Origin of the sequence: Leptospira abararensis (assembly GCF_016918735.1) — a bacterium.
In the GTDB taxonomy this organism is placed as follows: Bacteria; Spirochaetota; Leptospiria; order Leptospirales; family Leptospiraceae; genus Leptospira_A; species Leptospira_A abararensis.
This window is the reverse complement of the sequence record NZ_JAFFPR010000042.1, coordinates 42,411-60,522: the sequence shown is the minus strand read 5'-3', so window position 1 is coordinate 60,522 and position 18,112 is coordinate 42,411. Positions and strand designations below refer to the sequence as shown.

Genomic DNA, 18,112 nt, shown 5'->3' with positions numbered 1-18,112 from the left:
TACTCTTGTTGCCTTTACAAGAGTATTGAATTGCTAAACATAATATAAGAAAAATATGAAACTTTGATTTCATTTACTCAGCTCTGAAATTCTAATTTTTGCATCTTGAACCGGTTGTTTCATTTCGGGAGATGCAATTTTAATAAAAATTTCAAAGGATTCGATCGCCTTCTTTTTATCACCCTTTCGCATATACATTAAAGCAAGATTATACCGTGCTTCAGGGAAATCAGGGTTATTTACAGTTGCCGTCTTATAATATTCTAATGCTTTTGCAACATTGTCTTTTTTCTGGTATAAAACTCCCAGGTTATAATGTGCTCTAAAAAAATCTGGATCAATTTCCAGTGATTTTTTAAAAAACAACTCTGCTTTTTCCTCATCTTTTAACAATAGATAAGTAAAACCGATATTATTTGGATACTCCGGAGATAATGGATCTTTATCATGTGCGGATTCGAATTTTTTTCTCGCATCCAATACTTCACTCCGTTGGAGTAATCCAATACCATCAGAGTTTAGTTTTGCTGCCTCAGATGCATCTTTCAATTTACCTTCCTCGCTTTGTGCGCACACACTAGTGAATGACAACACGATCAAAGAAACAAGAACAAGTGTTATAACTTTCAAATACTTTACCATTTCCATTTTGGTCAAACTAATCTAATCATCGTATTGCGAAAGTACTAATCTTTAATTTTATTTGACAGTGGGGAATATAATTGGAACCTAACAGAAAATGAAACGCTTTCTGCTTTCCCTCAAGAAAAGACACCTAATTTTCGCTACATCAGCAATCCTTCTAACTTTTGTTTTAGTTTTTATTTATGTCACTTACTACCGAGCCAAATGCACATCAGGCGATTGTGATACTGGTTTTGGCGTTTTAGAATTAAAAGATGGAACCTACTACGCAGGTGGTTTCTTAAATCATAGGTTTCATGATTTTGGCATCCTAAAACACATCAGTGGAGAAAAATATGAGGGTTACTGGCATAGAGGGGAAAAGAACGGCAAAGGAAAGATATTTTATCCGAACGGTGCCTTTTTTGAAGGAAATTTTAGAAGGAATGTAAAACACGGGGAAGGGTATTATGTTTGGTCTGACGGTACCAGAATATCCGGTTTCTTTGTTGATGGCGAACCTCAAGGAAAATGTACATTAACTCTGCCGAACAAAATAACTCTTATCGGTGAATACGAGCGGGGAATTGTGATCAACGGAGAAGGAATTTATATTTACGATGATCAGTCTCGTTATATTGGAAACTGGAAGAATGGGAAAAGGGAAGGCAAAGGAACCTTGCTTTCCCCATCAGGTGAAATTATTAAATCCGGCAACTGGAAAAGTGACCTCTTTCAAGGATAAAACTTCTGCTATCCTTTCTACGCAAATTGAAAGTATGGCAGACTCACTTCTGGCTCACGTATCCTCTGTTTGACAAGAAAGGTTCTAATTTTACCTTTCCCCTTCACTTCGATTTCACCCCTTGCTTCCAATGCAAAATCGGACTGAATTAGTTTTGCAGTCGATTCGGTAATTTGAATTTCATTGGGCAGGCCATGTGACTCCATCCGGGAGGCAAGATTGACTGCATCTCCCCAAATATCATAAATAAATTTTTTTGTTCCTATCACACCGGCAACCACAGGACCTGTGTTGATCCCAATCCGCATACTTAGTTTTGTTCCACTTTTCCCAAGTTTTAACCGAGAAAGTAAAGATTTCATATCCCAAGCCATATGGGCTGCGAGTAATGAATGATACTGATCAGGTGCAGGTAGTCCAGCCACCGCCATATAAGCATCCCCAATGGTTTTAATTTTTTCTAATCTATACTTTTCAGCTAACACATCAAAGTAAGAAAAAATTTCATTTAAGATGCGAACCACAGCTTCGGGTTTCATTCCAGAAGAAATTTGTGTAAAACCAACGATATCTGCAAACAGAACCGAAACTTCGGGGTAACTATTAGCAATTAACCCTTGTTTTTCTTTTAATTCTTCGGCGATTGCTTTGGGTAGAACATTTAACAATAGTTTCTCTGCCCTTTCCTGTTCATTTCTTACTTTTTCGTATGCGTTGGCAATTTCAACTCTCGAATCTTCATTTTCCTTTAAAGTAGAACGAACCTTTCCTAAAACCAAATTATATCTTTCTGCAATCTGTCCCACTTCCGTAAAAGGTTCCACAGGTACATCGAGAGTTAAATCGCCCGTTTTGTGTTGATAGTCCATTGATAAAAACAAATCAATAAGTTCTGTTGTTGCTTTGTGTTCCGAAATATTTAAACCCATCCGCTCTTCTGTTTCATCAACGCGGAGGTGGTAGATTCTATTGATTCCTTTGAAAATAATGTAAGATACCCCAAAAGCAAAAAGACCAACAACAACGACACCTAAAAGTTGAATGAGGATAAAGTCCCCTCTCCCACTCGTTGCTCCTAAGCTATCAATGTCTCCAAAAATCCCTACCGCCAAAGTCCCCCAAAGACCACCGACTAAATGCACAGGGACAGCGCCCACAGCATCATCAATCTTCCATCTTTCGAGTAATTTCTCTGCAGGGATAGTGAGTCCTCCCGCAATCATACCAATGACGGCAGCTTGTGCCGGTTCCACACAATTCGCACTAGCAGTAATGGCAACAAGACCCGCCAAAGATCCGTTCAATGGTGATATTGCCTCTGGGTATCCTTTCACAAACCAAGTTAAAAATAATGCAACCATCATGGAAAAACCGGAGGCAATGATAGTGTTTAAAATGACAATGGGAACGGATCCATTAAATGCTAAAGTACTTCCTCCGTTAAAACCCATCCAACCGAACCAAAGAATGATCCCGCCTAACATAGCCAATGGGAGATTACTGCCTGTGACTGATTTTGAAGGTTCCCCTTCTTTAAATCTACCGAGCCTTGGCCCAACAACCAAAAGAAGTGCTAAGGATACCCAACCACCGACACTATGTACTTGTGTGGAACCGGCGAAATCATGAAATCCCAATTGTTCTAACCAACCTCGAGAGGACTCAATAAAAGTTCCGCCCCAAACCCAATGCCCGACAATCGGATAAATAATCCCAGAGATCAGAGCTGTTGCCAAAAGATAAGAGGGAAATTTTAAACGTTCTGCGACGGCACCGGAAACAATGGTAGATGCAGTTCCGCAAAACATCAATTGAAACAAAAAGAAAGTGGGAGGCCAAGCATTGTCTTTAGGAAACCCAGGTAAAAATAAATCTGTTCCGATAAGTCCATAAAACGAGGAACCAAACATGATTCCAAATCCAAACAAATAGAATAATAATGTGGCTACTCCAAAATCGGCGATGTTCTTAATCGCTACGTTGATCGAATTTTTGGCCCGAGTCAAACCAGACTCTAAAACTAAAAACCCACCCTGCATCATTAACACAAGCCCCGAACAAACGAGTACCCATAAAATATCTAATAGATTTTTTTGAACCGACATCCCCTACCCTCAAAATCTAATTCCATTTAGGTGATTTCACCTAAATAGTCCTGATTTTAAAAGATCATTTCAGCTTATTTTAGATCAGCAAGTCGAATTCTAAGCATTTTCACCTAACAATCATTTTAAAGAACGAACGACTCGCATTCAATTTGAAAAAATTGTTCATTATATAGGCAACTTGCTTGTAATTTATTCCCTGCGCCACCGATCGTAGCGGAAATCCTTTCGCGTTAGAGAAAGATTGGAGCGGAGAGCGGGATCGTGCCTCTAAATAAGTTTGATCACCAAACAGATCCGAGGCGCCCCAGTAAAAATAAAAAGTGAATTACTTAAGTTTAGTTTTTCTTCGCAAACGACTCCATTGATTCCAAAGAATAAAACTGAGTCCGAGGGAGATCAGGGCAAATGCGAAACCACCACCAAGGGCGGTGAGAGCATTGAAAGATTCTTCCACACAAAGATCTGAAGTGGAGCCGGCATACACAGCACTAGCTTGGATTCCATTTTTATTGGTTATGGATTGTGCTTTATCATACACAATTGTAATTGTATCACCTTTTTTGACTCCTAACAATCGGAGTTGGGGTTCAGAAGGTTTATGTTTTTTTTTATATGTTCTTTCTTCGTTCTCAAAGTTATGATTGGCAAGTCCAGATTCATGATAAACCAACAATTCTGTTTTATCGTTCAACACTAAGAAGAAACTTCCAACGGATACTTGATATAAATTCCAGTGATTGCGTTTAGTTTCATATTCAACATTATAAACAACAAAACCAGATTCTGGATCTGGTAAGTTATTAGAAGAGATAATACCAGAAATAAGGTGAGAGTCTTTGGTATTGCGATAAGATTCATCGCAGAAGAAACGGCGGTATTCCCAATCTTCCATAGCATTGAATACAAGAAGAGTGGACAAGGTCGCAGTAAATACAACCATTAGAAAAAGAAAAAAATAAGTGGCAAAAGATTGGGAAAACTTAGAAGACTTCATCGTTGTTATTTCTTTTGGTATATTCCTTGCGATTATTAGAACTAATCGGATTTTGAATCAAGGAACTCAATACTACAAATTTATGAAATTAACTGTAAAGGTAAAACCAAATAATAAACAGCCAGGATTAGAATTTATATCAGAAACAGAATGTATTGCTCGCTTAAAATCTCCACCAGTGGATGGAAAGGCAAACGAAGAACTCATCACCTTACTTTCCAAACACTTTCGCGTCCCTAAAAACAATATTACGATTCTCTCTGGACTTTCTTCCAAAGCAAAGTTGATTTCAGTCCTTCCTAGGACTTGAGAAACATCAACCCAATCAGACTTAAATTCACTGAATTTTAAGTTCACAGATTCCAATCAAAATAATAGATTTGTAAAATTAAGAGTTCTTTTTGCACTCATGGTACTTTGATAATGAAGAAACCCAATGCCCTTCTGGAAACAAAAAATCTTGGGAAAACCTACCAAGTGGGTGAAGTGCCACTTGTTGCACTCCATTCAGTGAATCTGAAATTTAATGAGGGAGAACTAACAGTGATGTTAGGTGCGTCGGGCTCAGGGAAATCTACTCTTCTCAATATTTTGGGCGGACTAGACACAGCCACCACCGGGGAAGTATTATTCCATGGAAAAACGTTGGCCCTGGAAAACGATGAAGGATTAACTCGCTACAGAAGAAATCACGTTGGTTTTGTTTTTCAATTTTATAACTTAATCCCAAGTCTCACTGCAGAAGAAAATGTTCGTTTGGTAACGGATCTTTCCGACCACTCCATGTCCCCTCTTGAAGCATTGACTTTAGTAAAACTCGCGGATCGAAAAAATCATTTCCCAGCGCAACTTTCTGGCGGGGAACAACAAAGAGTTGCCATTGCAAGAGCTATAGCCAAAAGACCAGAATTACTTCTTTGTGATGAACCTACAGGAGCCCTTGATTTTAAAACGGGAAGGATTGTTTTGGAAGCCATCACCGGGATTAACAAAGATCTGGGAACAACAACGGTTGTGATCACACATAACGAGTCCATTGCCCAAATCGCCGATCGTATAATCCTTGTTAAGGATGGAACTATCGTTTCCGACTCTGCGAATCATCACAAAAAACCTGTATCCGAGGTGAGTTGGTGATTGGCAGAACGTTAAACTTAAAATTACTGAGAGACTTAAAGTCGATGACTATGCAGGGTTTGACTGTGGGCCTTGTGATCGCTGCAGGGATCAGTTATTTTTCAGCCTCTTGGGCTGCTTACTTTTCGTTAATGGATGCCCAATCCAATTTTTACAGCAAACAAAATCTATGCGAAGGATTCGTCTATTTAAACCGGGCTCCTTCTTTTCTTGAATCAAAAATAGCCGCACTTCCAGGCATCTCTGACTTTGAAACAAGAATCTCAAAAGAAATTGTTTTAGATTTCCCTGGTGAAGTGTATCCTTCTGCTGCCCAGTTGATCTCTTTACCAGAACATACGAATACTCTGTATTTAAAAAAAGGATTTTTGCCAAAACAAAACCAAGATGTAATCATTAGTGAAAATTTTGCCAACGCCAATCGATTAGAACCGGGGTCTGTTCTATCCTCAATTATTGGTGGTAAACGTGTATTCCTACAAGTAACAGGTGTTGGTTTGTCACCAGAGTTTGTTTATGTATTCAGGCCAGGAAATCCAATGCCAGACGATAAACACTATGGCATCATCTGGATGAAACGAGAAGCTATGGAAGCGAACTTCAACTTTGAAGGTGCCTTCAATCAAATTATCTTTCATTTTGCCACAGACGGAGAGGATAGATTACGCACAATGCGTGATTTAGATGGTTTGTTAGATGAGTTTGGTGGCTTAGGGGCAAAAGAAAGAAAACTATTGCCTTCGGATTCTTTTTTGAGTGATGAATTTAGGCAACTTCGGACTACTGCGGTATTTTTACCTGGAATTTTTTTAGCAATCGCTGCTTTTCTTTTGCACATCATCTCTAATCGATTGATTTCTAAGGAACGAGAACAAATTGCGACCTTACGAGCGCTTGGTTATACTTCCAGAGATATTGTTTTGCATTATTTGAAGCTCATTACTTTTATCACTGCAATAAGCAGTATCCTTGGTGTAATTGTTGGATATTTTTTAGGCAACGCAATGACAGGGTTGTATGGAAGATTTTATAAATTCCCTGAGCTGATTCCAATTTTCCCACCCCTACTCGCTTTATTTAGTGTTAGCTTTGGAATGCTTATTGGTGGGATTGGAACGATCATCTCTTTACGAAGTATCATCCAGCTAGATCCAGCACAAGCCATGCGTCCTGCTCCACCTGGAACATTTACAATTTCGTTTTGGGAAGCATGGATTACAAATCTTAGAACTATACAAAGGATGGTCCTAAGAAATCTTTTTAAACGCCCGACAAGAACAATACTTACGATTTTGGGTTTATCTACATCCATTATGATTATGATTATTGGAAACTTCATTCAAGATACTGTAGGTACTTTGTTAGATTTACAATTCAATACAATTCAAAGAGAAACTCTTACTTTAGTTTTCAGAATTCCAGTGGAAGATTCTGTATTGTTAAGTCTTAAAGAAAAAAAAGGTGTTTTTATCGCAGAAGGACAAAGATCGATTCCGATTAAAATTACTAAACATAGAAAAACAAAGGATAGTATCTTAACAGGAATTTCGGATGGCTCCGATCTAAGAAGAATCTTAAACCATGATTTACATCCAATTGATATTCCCGTTTATGGGATCATGATGAATACTGACCTTGCAAACAAAATGGGGATCCAAAAAGGAGAAACCATAGTAATCGAAACTCTTGACGGGGAAAAAAGAAAAATCCCTGTCACTGTTACTGCTTTTGCCAACGAAATTTTGGGACAGGGCGTATTCATCAATAGAAACAATCTAAATCGAATGTTGGACGAAGGAAGTTTAATTAACTTAGCCTTATTAAAAACCGATCCTCTAGAAGATAAAAATTTAATCGAAGAATTTAAAGACAACCCACTTGTGATTGGTTTATTCTCAAAAACAGCAATTCTTACTGCTTTTAAGGAAATGATGCAAAGATCTCTCCAATCAACTTCCATCGTCATTTTAATATTTACAATTATCATTTCTATTGGGGTAATCTATAATACGGCGATGATCACTTTATCTGAACGTATTTATGAATTGGGAAGTTTGAGGATATTGGGGTTTAGTTTAAAAGAAGTATTTGAAATTATTGCTTGGGAACTAACATGGCAAATAATTGTTGCAATTCCCATTGGATGTTTTTTTGGAAATAAGGTAGCAAACCTAATATTAAATAGTAACGAAACAGAAGGATTCAAAGTCCCCGCTGTTATTTTTCCATCCACTTATTACTATTCAATACTTCTGGCACTAACCACTGCCGCCATCAGTTTTATCATCGTTTATCGAAAATTAAAAACAATGGATTTATTAAGTGTACTCAAGGTGAGAGAATAACATGACGAAAGAAAGATTTTTAGAACTACTAAAAACCAAAAACGCAAAAATAACAATCGCTGTAATTTTGTTTTTAGGATTTTCTTTTCTAATTTTAAAGAAGGATCCAAAACCTGTTGAAGTATCCGCTGTAACTCAAAGTGTTTACAGACAAATACTTTCTGTACAAGGAAAAACAAAAATCAAAGAACTTTATACTGCATACTCCCCGGTAAATGGTGTAATGCGCCGAGTAGAATTGCACGCAGGAAACAAAGTCACTAAAGGTATGACTCTTCTGACTATTGATTGGGATATAGTGAAAACAGTGAAGGCAAGTGCCAATGGTCAAATTCTAAAAGTATACCGTGAAAGTGCGGGTCCAGTGGCCATGGGGGAACGTATTTTAGATTATGGTGATATTACAAAAATTGATGTATCCGCTTTTATTTTATCGGAAGATATGCCTGATTTAGATCTCAAAGACAAAGTCCTTCTCACTGGCTTTGGAGAAAATACTTTAGAAGGCGAAGTCTCGATCATCGAACCTTCGGCTATCACAAAAATTTCCTCCTTAGGTGTTGAAGAACAACGTGTACCGATTTATATTGAATTCAACCCTCCTCCTGATATCGGAGATGGTTATGAATTGGAATGTAAAATTATCTTATTTGAAAAACCAAATGCTACAGTAATACCCACCTCGGCTTTGTTTCGTGAAGATGAGAAGTGGGCAGTGTTTACCGTTGAAAAGAAAAGAGCAAAACTACGATTTGTTGAAGTAGAACATCAAAGCGAAGGTATTAGTATGATTAAAAGTGGACTTACCATTGGAGAATCTGTGATACTATATCCAGGTGATACTGTTGTGGATGGAACTAAAGTGGTACCCGAATAGCTACACTGGATTTTTTAGGTAAGGTAAAATAAAACTGCGAGCCCTTACCTAATTCACTTTCTACACGAATACTTCCTCCATGTTTTTCGATAAATTCTTTGCATAAAATTAAACCAAGCGCCGTACCCCTTTCTCCAAGGGTACCAGGCATACTTGTTTGTTTGGCATCAATCCGAAATAACTTATTCCTAATTTCTTCTGTGATGCCTATACCAAAATCAGTAATGCAAATCTGTATATCATCACCAATGGATTCAGAAGAAATTTGAATTTCGTCACCTGGGTGAGAATACTTGATAGCATTCGAAATAAAATTTCTAAAGATAGTATCTACCATCTTTTCGTCAGCATAAACCATTGAGTTAGGATCTACACAATTCTTCATTGTGATTGATTTGTTTTGGATCGAGAAGGAAGCAGATGCAATAGAGGATTCAATAGAACGATAAATAGAAATATCTTCTGGAAAAAATGCTATTTCACCAGTTTGAGACCTTGCCCATGTCAAAAGATTTTCTAACAAAACATAAACTTCACCCGAAGATTGAAAGAGAATACTCAAATCATTTTTTGTCCGTTTCAAGGGCCTTGTATCCAGGTCTTCTAAAATCATACCAGCAAAAGTATTCATTCCACCTATTGGGCCTTTCAAATCATGTGCAATAATTGAAAAAAATTTATCTTTTGTATGATTTAACAACTGTAATTCGGAATAGAAATTATCTTTTTCAATTTCTGCTTTTTTTCTTTGATCAATATTTCTGGATACTCCCAGTATATTAATAGAACCATCCGGATTCCACTGAAATACCGTATTTGCTTCAATCCAAATTGTGGAGCCATCCTTACAGTATTGTTCCACTTCATCGCTAAAAGGTTTTCTTTCACCGGTTTCTTTAAATTCCCGTATCCGTACCGGCAAAACTTCCATTATATATTTTAAGGATTTCGGCGTAAGTGAGTCCTTTAATTTATGGTGGATTACTTCTTCAGCTCTAAACCCAGTGATATTAAAAATGGATGGGCTGACATAAAGGTATTTTTGTTCTTCAAAATTTAACACCCATATAACATCTGTAGTATTTTCAGCAAGTAATCGATACTTTTGTTCGCTTTCTTCTTTTCCTTTAATAAAAATGTCAATACACATCATAAGAAAGCCAAATGTCATCATTACCGAAGTTATGTAAAAAAACAGATAGGTAATATCTTGAATGGGCCCTTTTCCAAACGCAATTTGCGAAACAGAAACATCAGCAAAAGTATAATAAAGGGAGCGAAGAAATAAAAAGATTCCGCAGGACAAATAGAAAAACGCAGTAAACCGACTAGACAAACGCGACTTTCTGTTCGCAGCCAAAATTGCCTGAGAGGATAATGTAAGCTGTAAACCCGCAGCAAAAGAAATTAAAGAGATGCGATATTTAGGTGCAAAATCAGAAAAGTGATGAAAAACCAGTAATACAAATACTAGAATTACAGAAAAAATTCCAGACTTCCACATTGGCTTTCTATCAAACATCGAAAGTATGACATTATTAGAATATACCAACGAGAGTAAAATGATCGAATTACCTGCACCAATAGAAACCCAATCGGGTATAACTCCTCTTAGGGCCCCCATTACAATCCATCCGAAGGCCTGTAACAGAGTGGCAATCGACCAATCTTTTACAAACCGAAGTTTTTGGAAATAACCTCGAGCAGCAAACCAAAGCCCCCCCGACATCAATAGACATCCAATTATGTTAATAAATACAACTGTTCGTGGGTCGATGTTCATTTTAATTGGGGAATTTCCGAAACCCTAAATAAATAGTTTTTTCCCGCGTAATTTAATCAACTACAAATAGGTATTAGTTAATGAAATTTACTAATAAAGGGAGAAGTAAGGTTCCTAAAACTATTATTAGGCGGCTGGTTAAGGTTTTGAGAACAAATCCAAAATATAGGACAATGAAAATTCCAATTCCCTTTGGTTCGAGCGGATTGTTATCTCTTTTATTTTTTCTTTGCCAAGAGACAAAGAACTAAGAGCATTCCCATGAATAAAATCAATAAGAATGTTGAGCATTTTTTTATCGTCTGCCGCAGGATAAATTTTTTCTAGTAAAGTTTGAAGGGTTTGGTTTAGAGAAATGACAGATGGAAAACTATCATAAGAATTTTTAATCAAATAAAGAGACATCCCCGGGTATTCTATAAATAATTTCCAATACTCAACTAAAATTCTTTTTAAATTCGATTTAGGATTTTTATCAGTGATTGAAATCTCTTTTTCGAACCGTTGAAAAATTTGTTCTACCATTGCCATGGTCAGAGCGTCTTTGTTTTCAAAATAGTGGTAAATGGCCATTGGATCTAGTGCCAATTTTGTAGCTAATTTTCGCATACTAAATGACTCATAGCCATCTTTTTCACAAATTTTCAAAGCGGTATGTATAATTTTTTGTTTCATTTTTAACCGGACACCTCTACGGTGTAGAGTATACAATTCTACACCGTAGAGGATTATGCTATTTATGATACAATATAAAGCATTTATTGCAAGCAGTTTAGACGGTTTTATAGCAAGATCTGATGGGTCAATCGACTGGCTTACATCGGATGAATATGCATTGGAAAATAATGATCTGGGATATTCTTCCTTCATCAAAGGGATAGACTGTATTGTGATGGGTAGAATTACTTTTGAAACAGTATTGAGTTTTGAATCATATCCGTATGGATCGCTTCCTGTGTATGTATTAACGAAAAATCCCGATTACAAATTCGAATCAACCAATCCCATTTCCATATTTAATGGAAAGCTCGAGAACTTAACTCACATTTTAGAAAAAAAACAATTCAAAACAGTTTATGTGGACGGTGGGCAGTTGATTCAATCCTTCATCAAGGAACAAATGTTAAATGAAATCACAATTACCAGAATTCCAGTTTTACTTGGATCTGGATTACCTCTATTCGGTTATTTACCTAAGGACCAAAAATTAAAACACATCAAAACCTTGACTTATTCAAATGGATTTGTGCAATCAGATTACCATCTCGGGTAACATGAACTTATCAGAAGAATATTTCCGGAAATTCAATCTTTGATTGAAGGAAATGTGGATTTGTGTTAGAGGTTTTGGGACAACCCCACAAGCCCGCCTCCACCACCCTAATCAGGGCGGGGGCTTTTCCGGGGTTATGAGACATAATGCAAACCATCCTCTCCCCAAAAGACCCGAGACTCTCTGATTATCAACTACTCAAAACGAAGGAAGCGCCTTCTGATAAGTTCATTGCAGACCATGAGAAAACAGCGGTCCGCCTCCTAAATTCTGATCTCAGAGTAGAATCTGTCTTCTGTATGCCCAAGTATTGGGAAAAACATAAAGAACTGATCCAATCCAAATTATCAGACCCTAACAAATGTTTTGTTGCCGAAAAATCCGTATTTGAAGAAACCATTGGTTTTTCTGTCCACCAAGGGTTTATGGCAGTCGGTTACCAAAAATGGAATCACTTATCAGAAATCAAATCCCCAATACTCCTTTTAAACTCTATCGTTGATAGTGAAAATATTGGTTCTATTCTGCGTACGGCTGCAGCATTTGGAATTCAAGCTGTTCTTTTTGATTCCAAATCAGCATCACCCTATCTCCGAAGAAGTGTAAGAGTTTCTATGGGTTCTTTATTTCAAATCCAATTGATTCGCATTCCTAACCTAACAGAGACTTTAATCTCTTTGAAAACATCCGGATATAAAATTTTATCTCTTAGTCTGCCGCGGGAAGGAACGGGTTTATCATCTAAAACAAAGTCTATTTATGAAATAAGCAAACAAAACCAATTTGTCTTGGTCCTTGGTAATGAATCAGAGGGAATAGAACCAACAGTTCTCAATTTGTCAGACCAATTAATCTATATACCAATGAAAAACCAAATTGATTCTTTAAATGTGTCTCATGCGTTTGCAGTCGCCTTATCACATCTGTTAGGTTAATTTGCTCAATTTTCCCAATCCCAAAAAAAATCTTTATTTGTCATTTCAGGTTCTGTATCCGTCGGATTTGTGATTCCGTCTATCGACTGATCCTCTAAGTCTTTTTTTGCCGATTCCAAATCCAAGGTTTCTTTTAACCAATATTCTTCGGTTCCGAAGTGGGGGAACAATGAAGGAAAAGAAGGGTCTTCCCAACGTTTCGCAATCCAAGCAGCGTAATGAATGTATCTGATAATACGGAGAGGCTCTACCAGCTGTAGCCAGTTCTTATCAAACTCTGCAAACATTGTATAACCTTGCAAAAACTGGAATAGATCATTTTTTCTGTCAACTTCACCTAATGGAAGTAACATCCAAAAGTCCTGTACAATTGGACCTACCAAAAAATCATCGAAGTCCAAAATACTATATCCATCCGGCGAAACAAGTAAGTTTCCCTTGTGACAATCTCCATGAATTCTTTGGAATGGAATTTGGTATTCTTTCGCTAAGGATTCGAAAATTTCAAAAGATCTATGAGCTGTGGTTTTATAACGCTCGGCTAATGTCTGATTTGGTATCAGTTTTTTTTCTAATATAAAATTTAAAGATCTTAATCCATAGGATGGAATGTCCAATGTTGGCCTGTGAATTGAATTCGATTTTTTTCCTACTGCATGGATCCTTCCCAGTAACGCACCAACTCTCTCCAAGTCCCCACCGGCAATCTCTTCAACAATCCGACCATTACGAAGTGGCCAAATGGCAAAAAAGATCCCCGACCACTCAAATAAAGTTTTTCCCTCAATGATGATTGGAGTTAGAACAGGAATTTCTTCTAAACTGAGTTCTTGTAAAAACCGATGTTCTTCTAGAATTTCATCATATGTCCATTTTCCAGGTCGATAGAACTTTACAACGATTCTTCCTGCATTGGTAGTTTCTACATCATAAACTCGATTTTCGACGCTATTTAATGGATAAAAACGACCAGTAGTTTCATATCCCAAAGATTCAAGAGCGTTTAGTATTGTATCCGGTGTTAGTTGGTAAAAGGAATGATTGATATCCAATTTGATTATTTAACTTACAATCCGATTTCGACCAGACGCCTTTGCTTCATATAAAAGTTTATCGGCAGTCCTTAGCAGTTCCATTGGATTTTCTATGCCAGTGATGTCTCCTCCAACTACCCCGCCACTAAAAGAGACTTTAAATGTTTGTCCCGCCTCCGATTGTAATTCAATACCGGAAACCATCTCCCTTATTTTGTCTAAAACGCGCGCTGTGTCAGCCACTGGCGTTTCTGGAAAAACAATCACAAACTCTTCACCACCAAATCGAGAAATGATATCTGATTTTCGTAAAGACGATTTTAATTCAGATGCGATTCGTTTTAAAACAATATCACCAGTTTCATGGCCATACGTATCATTTACCTTTTTAAAGAAATCAATATCAATCATTGCCAAAGATAGATTGTGTTTGTGTCTTTTGCATCTTTGGAACTCTTGATCAATCCGCTCTTCCATATAACGACGATTATATAATCCAGTCATCACATCTCGAATTGCAGTTTCACGCAATTGATCATGCAAAGATTTCATTCTTAAAGCACTAAAGATTCTAGCTAGAAGCTCAATTTCTTTGGCGGGTTTGGTAATGTAGTCGGTAGCACCCGCCTCTATGGCGTGTTTAAGATTTTCAGGTTCCGTATGTCCTGTGACCATAATGATAGGAAGCCAGCCCACTGGTGAGGAAGAGAATATTTCCGCAATTAATTCAATCCCAGATCCGTCTGGTAACTCCCAATCAAGAAGAACCACATCGATTTGATCTTTACTGATGATTGCTCTGGCATCAGAAAGGGAAACTGCCTCGATGGGAACATACCCATGGTTCGAAATCCATCGATTGAGAAGTTTCCTTTGTAATTCAGAATCTTCAATGATGAGAATTTTTTTTCCTTCTTTCTCCATTCTCCTACGGTTTCATTTTTTCTTTTTTTTACCTAGTATTTTTTCAACTTCTCCCTCTTCTAAAGGAACTTTTACTACAGTTCCTCCTTCTTTACGAATCTGGTCCATATCAACTACAGATCCTGTCAAGAGACGAGACGCTTTTTTTGAACCATCTTTAACTCCATAAACCACCCACTTACCACCTTCAAGGGATAACACTAAGTATGTACAATCAGCAACCGCGAGTACCGAATGTGCTGACATATTAGATACAAATTCATAACTCAGTACAATCCCTGAACCAATCATGACACCAGAAGGAACACCAACTGCTTTTGTTAATTGATATACTCCATAAGTAGCCCCCGTACCAAAAGAAGCCGCTGTGCCCGTCACTCCCACTGTTCCTGCAGCTACTTTTGTGGAAGTGTATGTGACTGTTTGTGCTGTCGCAGAAGCTCCAGCGAAAGTGGCACCCGTGAGCGTTCCTGATACAGCAAGACCACCACCTAGAACTGTTTGTCCGGAAGTAACACCGACAAGACTCATCGGAGCTAAAATATATTTACCAGATGATTCTGTGACAACCGCAGCAGTTTTAGCAGAATAAGCAGAAGTTTTTCTCGCAACTGCAGAAGTGACCCTAGCACTTTTTTCCATAGAGTGAACCGACTCATTCAAAACCACCTCTGTACTGTTCAACAAAGCTCCTAATCCAAGCTCCAAACTCGGTGCTGTGATATACACCACTCCTTTTCCCGCTAAAGCAAAAGTTTCCACTAAACAATAAAGACCCGTGCCTGCAGAATTAGTAACCACAGCAGCCGGATAAATGATTCCATTCCAAGTCACATACCCAACAGACAGTAATGTCATTTTCCCAATGGGTTTGATAATACCGTCATAAAACAATGCTTTGGTGGTTCTAGAAAAAGCTTTGAGTAGAGCCAAAGGAACCCCTTCTCCGTCAGCGATGGATTCCAGATCTGCTTTCGCACGTCCTAACTCCAGCGAAGTGTCTTTACCAAAAGTAAAAATAGTTTCTTTCCAATTTCCAAATATTTTTTCAGAGACAGAAGAACGAAGCTCTTCGATCTCCGAAAATCTTCGTTTCCAACTTCCTGACTTTAGATCATCGTAAGTATCTTCATAAGTAGATTTAAGAGCATCATCTAAATCCACATATCCATAGACTGTTGACTCATAAACCTTTTGGAATTTTTCTTTGTACTGATTGAAGCGTTTTTTAGTAGAGGGTGAATTATCGACTGTCTCTTTATAATTCAATTGCATATCCGCCCACTCATTCCATTCCTTACGAATCGCCTCAGAGTTTGCAACAACTGCTTTATGTGTATCCATTCCTCGGTCCAAAGAAGATCCCACCATCCCATAAGATTCTGCAACAGAAGCGTACATAATAAATAAGCCTGGTTTGGTGGCATTTTCGTTTAGATATTGAACCGCAGCCTCCCCACCAGCACTTACTTTACCGGCAGCAGACCAACTCATTTTGGTTCCATCTTTGACAATCACAACAGATTCCCTTGCCTTTAAGACAGAACGAGAGAATTCATCGCCAGCAAATCCAACCCTTTCTCCCATTACAAATATAGTAGATTCATGAAAGGGAGGAATAAACTTGATACTGGTCCCTTTGACAGGAAGTGCTCCTTGGTAATAAAGGGAGCTGTGCCCTTCCATTGCTAATTTTTTGGTATTCTTTAATGGATCTTCTGACTTTTTATCTGAGCCAGAACAATAAGAAAAAAATACAGAATAGGATAAGAGAAATAATATAATTCTATAAAACTTTGATTTCATTTTTTTTCATTCGCCTTGGCATTTGCACGTTTCGTTTGTTCTTCGATTTCAGCATCTAATACTTTTTTTATGATCTTGGGATCATCTGTTAAAATCTTAACTTTTCCTGCTTTTTTTGCTTCTTCCAGATTGATGACTGTTCCTGTAGGTGCATCATCAAATCCAGCGTAATTACCTTTCACAACAGCAATCACTACACGAGGTCCATCATAGGCAATCAATATGGGCCCGTCTACTGCAGTTAAAACTAATTGCGAAGGAAGAACTGTAAGTGCAGAATATCCTAAAATCATACCGGAGCTCATCGCATATACTCCGGCCTCTGCTGTTCCTTTGGATAAATCGTATACCATTCCTGTTGCATATGCTGTTGTATCATAAGTCGTTCCACCAGCAGCTCCAATGGTTCCACCAGCCGTAGTCGCTGCGACAGACGTTACCTGGTTGAATGCAGCAAGTGTAGTTCCCCCGGTATAAGTTGGGACAGTTGATGAAGCCGATAAAATTCCTATAGAGCTAAAAAGACCTGCTTCTAAGGTAGGCGAAATCACACGATAACCTGCATTAGTTGAATAGTAGAAAACCACTCCAGTCGAAATCAAAGCTTTGGATGAAAAATTCATTGTTTGAGAAAGAGGAACATAAACTCCATTGACTACTAAAATCTCTCCGGTGTTTTTACCCGTTTTGACAATCGGGGCCACCATCACTTCTTTGAGTGCAACAGAATATCCTTGGAAAATATCAACTAGGGCAAGGAGAGAATTTCCCCTTTCACCCGACTCTTCATAATTTTTTGTAAACTCATCGGAAGCTTTTGCAAAGGAATCACTCCAAGCAGACACAATATTTTTGGAATTTTTCTTTAGAGTTGAATCGAAGATATCATTCAACTTGTTCGTAGTTTTGCCGCGTTCCCTTCCTATTTCTTCTAAGGCAGAGTACATCAATTGTTTATCCGATTCCATTTTTGGAACCATTTGTATATACCCTAAAACAAATCGAGAACCTGCTTCTTTAAAACTATCTTTCGAAACCTTCCACTCGGTTTTACTCAACTGCCAACCGGCATCATAGATATCTTCTGTTCTTCTGGAAGAATCCTGAATGCTTCGTCCTGTCCATGAAAGAACGGAAGTCATAGTTTCCCCCAACTTTCCCGGATAATCGGCACTTCGTTTTTTCATATGAACAAGCACCATTGCTTTTGCAACGCGAGCGCTGATTTCGCCATTTTCGTAAGCCAAATCCATACTCTTTTTACCAGAGGGAATAACAGCCCATCCATGTTCCAATAGGTTCTTTCTCGACCCAAGGGAATTGGCAGTCAAAGGGGCAATTTTTTTAAAAGATTGTGGTTTGTTAGAAGTAAACACGGACTCGCCAAAAATTTTATCAGTTTTTTGTGAACCAGAACATTGCAGAAATAAGGTGACGGCTAACAGGAGAAAGAACTTTATAGAAACAAGTTTCATAAGATGAGGGAACCCTATAGAAACAATCGAAATATGCAATAGAAAAAAAGGT

General features: G+C 37.9%; 16 protein-coding genes. 7 read left to right on the top strand and 9 right to left on the bottom strand.

Annotated elements, in window-relative coordinates; all coding sequences use genetic code 11:
• Window positions 1-69 precede the first annotated feature (69 nt).
• Window positions 70-630: a tetratricopeptide repeat protein gene (locus tag JWG40_RS12535; protein WP_205286136.1), complete on the bottom strand. Its 561-nt coding sequence runs from the start codon at window positions 628-630 to the stop codon at window positions 70-72.
• Window positions 631-739: 109 nt separating this feature from the next.
• Here JWG40_RS12535 and JWG40_RS12530 point away from each other — a divergent pair, with 109 nt between their 5' ends.
• Window positions 740-1,369, top strand: coding sequence for an MORN repeat-containing protein (locus JWG40_RS12530; protein ID WP_205286135.1), 630 nt, complete (start codon window positions 740-742; stop codon window positions 1,367-1,369).
• 17 nt (window positions 1,370-1,386) lie between these two features.
• Here JWG40_RS12530 and amt read toward each other — a convergent pair whose 3' ends face one another.
• Both amt and JWG40_RS12520 read right to left on the bottom strand, forming a co-directional pair.
• Window positions 1,387-3,474 carry an ammonium transporter gene (gene amt / locus JWG40_RS12525; protein WP_205286134.1) on the bottom strand — a complete coding sequence of 696 codons (2,088 nt, stop codon included), beginning with the start codon at window positions 3,472-3,474 and terminating at the stop codon, window positions 1,387-1,389.
• A 328-nt stretch (window positions 3,475-3,802) separates the two neighbouring features.
• Window positions 3,803-4,471, bottom strand: coding sequence for a hypothetical protein (locus JWG40_RS12520; protein ID WP_205286133.1), 669 nt, complete (start codon window positions 4,469-4,471; stop codon window positions 3,803-3,805).
• A gap of 82 nt (window positions 4,472-4,553) precedes the next feature.
• On the opposite strand from JWG40_RS12520, the gene JWG40_RS12515 reads away from it, so the two are divergent.
• From JWG40_RS12515 to JWG40_RS12500, 4 genes are all read left to right on the top strand, one after another.
• A complete protein-coding gene (locus tag JWG40_RS12515; protein ID WP_205286132.1) occupies window positions 4,554-4,781 on the top strand; it encodes a DUF167 domain-containing protein in 228 nt (75 codons plus the stop codon).
• A 113-nt stretch (window positions 4,782-4,894) separates the two neighbouring features.
• Window positions 4,895-5,608 carry an ABC transporter ATP-binding protein gene (locus tag JWG40_RS12510; protein ID WP_205286131.1) on the top strand — a complete coding sequence of 238 codons (714 nt, stop codon included), beginning with the start codon at window positions 4,895-4,897 and terminating at the stop codon, window positions 5,606-5,608.
• 44 nt (window positions 5,609-5,652) lie between these two features.
• Window positions 5,653-7,953, top strand: coding sequence for an ABC transporter permease (locus tag JWG40_RS12505; protein ID WP_205286150.1), 2,301 nt, complete (start codon window positions 5,653-5,655; stop codon window positions 7,951-7,953).
• Between the two features lies 1 nt (window position 7,954).
• Window positions 7,955-8,830, top strand: coding sequence for an efflux RND transporter periplasmic adaptor subunit (locus tag JWG40_RS12500; protein WP_205286130.1), 876 nt, complete (start codon window positions 7,955-7,957; stop codon window positions 8,828-8,830).
• Here JWG40_RS12500 and JWG40_RS12495 read toward each other — a convergent pair.
• Both JWG40_RS12495 and JWG40_RS12490 read right to left on the bottom strand, forming a co-directional pair.
• Window positions 8,811-10,559 (bottom strand): PAS domain-containing sensor histidine kinase, encoded by a 1,749-nt coding sequence (locus JWG40_RS12495; RefSeq protein WP_205286149.1) that lies wholly within the window; start codon window positions 10,557-10,559, stop codon window positions 8,811-8,813. The genes JWG40_RS12500 and JWG40_RS12495 overlap by 20 nt on opposite strands.
• Window positions 10,560-10,751: 192 nt before the next feature.
• The gene (locus tag JWG40_RS12490) at window positions 10,752-11,288 is read right to left on the bottom strand and encodes a TetR/AcrR family transcriptional regulator (protein WP_205286129.1); all 537 of its coding nucleotides are present in this window, start codon (window positions 11,286-11,288) and stop codon (window positions 10,752-10,754) included.
• Window positions 11,289-11,352: 64 nt separating this feature from the next.
• On the opposite strand from JWG40_RS12490, the gene JWG40_RS12485 reads away from it, so the two are divergent.
• Window positions 11,353-11,886: a dihydrofolate reductase family protein gene (locus tag JWG40_RS12485; protein WP_205286128.1), complete on the top strand. Its 534-nt coding sequence runs from the start codon at window positions 11,353-11,355 to the stop codon at window positions 11,884-11,886.
• Window positions 11,887-12,032: 146 nt separating this feature from the next.
• Window positions 12,033-12,821 (top strand): TrmH family RNA methyltransferase, encoded by a 789-nt coding sequence (locus tag JWG40_RS12480; protein ID WP_205286127.1) that lies wholly within the window; start codon window positions 12,033-12,035, stop codon window positions 12,819-12,821.
• A gap of 5 nt (window positions 12,822-12,826) precedes the next feature.
• On the opposite strand, the gene JWG40_RS12475 is transcribed toward JWG40_RS12480, so the two are convergent.
• The 4 genes from JWG40_RS12475 to JWG40_RS12460 are packed head-to-tail and all read right to left on the bottom strand — an operon-like array spanning window position 12,827 to window position 18,060.
• Window positions 12,827-13,873, bottom strand: coding sequence for a serine/threonine protein kinase (locus JWG40_RS12475; RefSeq protein WP_205286126.1), 1,047 nt, complete (start codon window positions 13,871-13,873; stop codon window positions 12,827-12,829).
• Window positions 13,874-13,882: 9 nt separating this feature from the next.
• A complete protein-coding gene (gene dgcR / locus JWG40_RS12470) occupies window positions 13,883-14,779 on the bottom strand; it encodes a diguanylate cyclase DgcR (protein WP_205286125.1) in 897 nt (298 codons plus the stop codon).
• A gap of 12 nt (window positions 14,780-14,791) precedes the next feature.
• Window positions 14,792-16,585, bottom strand: coding sequence for a hypothetical protein (locus JWG40_RS12465; protein ID WP_205286124.1), 1,794 nt, complete (start codon window positions 16,583-16,585; stop codon window positions 14,792-14,794).
• Window positions 16,582-18,060 carry a hypothetical protein gene (locus JWG40_RS12460; protein WP_205286123.1) on the bottom strand — a complete coding sequence of 493 codons (1,479 nt, stop codon included), beginning with the start codon at window positions 18,058-18,060 and terminating at the stop codon, window positions 16,582-16,584. The genes JWG40_RS12465 and JWG40_RS12460 overlap by 4 nt, the downstream gene beginning before the upstream one ends.
• Window positions 18,061-18,112 lie beyond the last annotated feature (52 nt).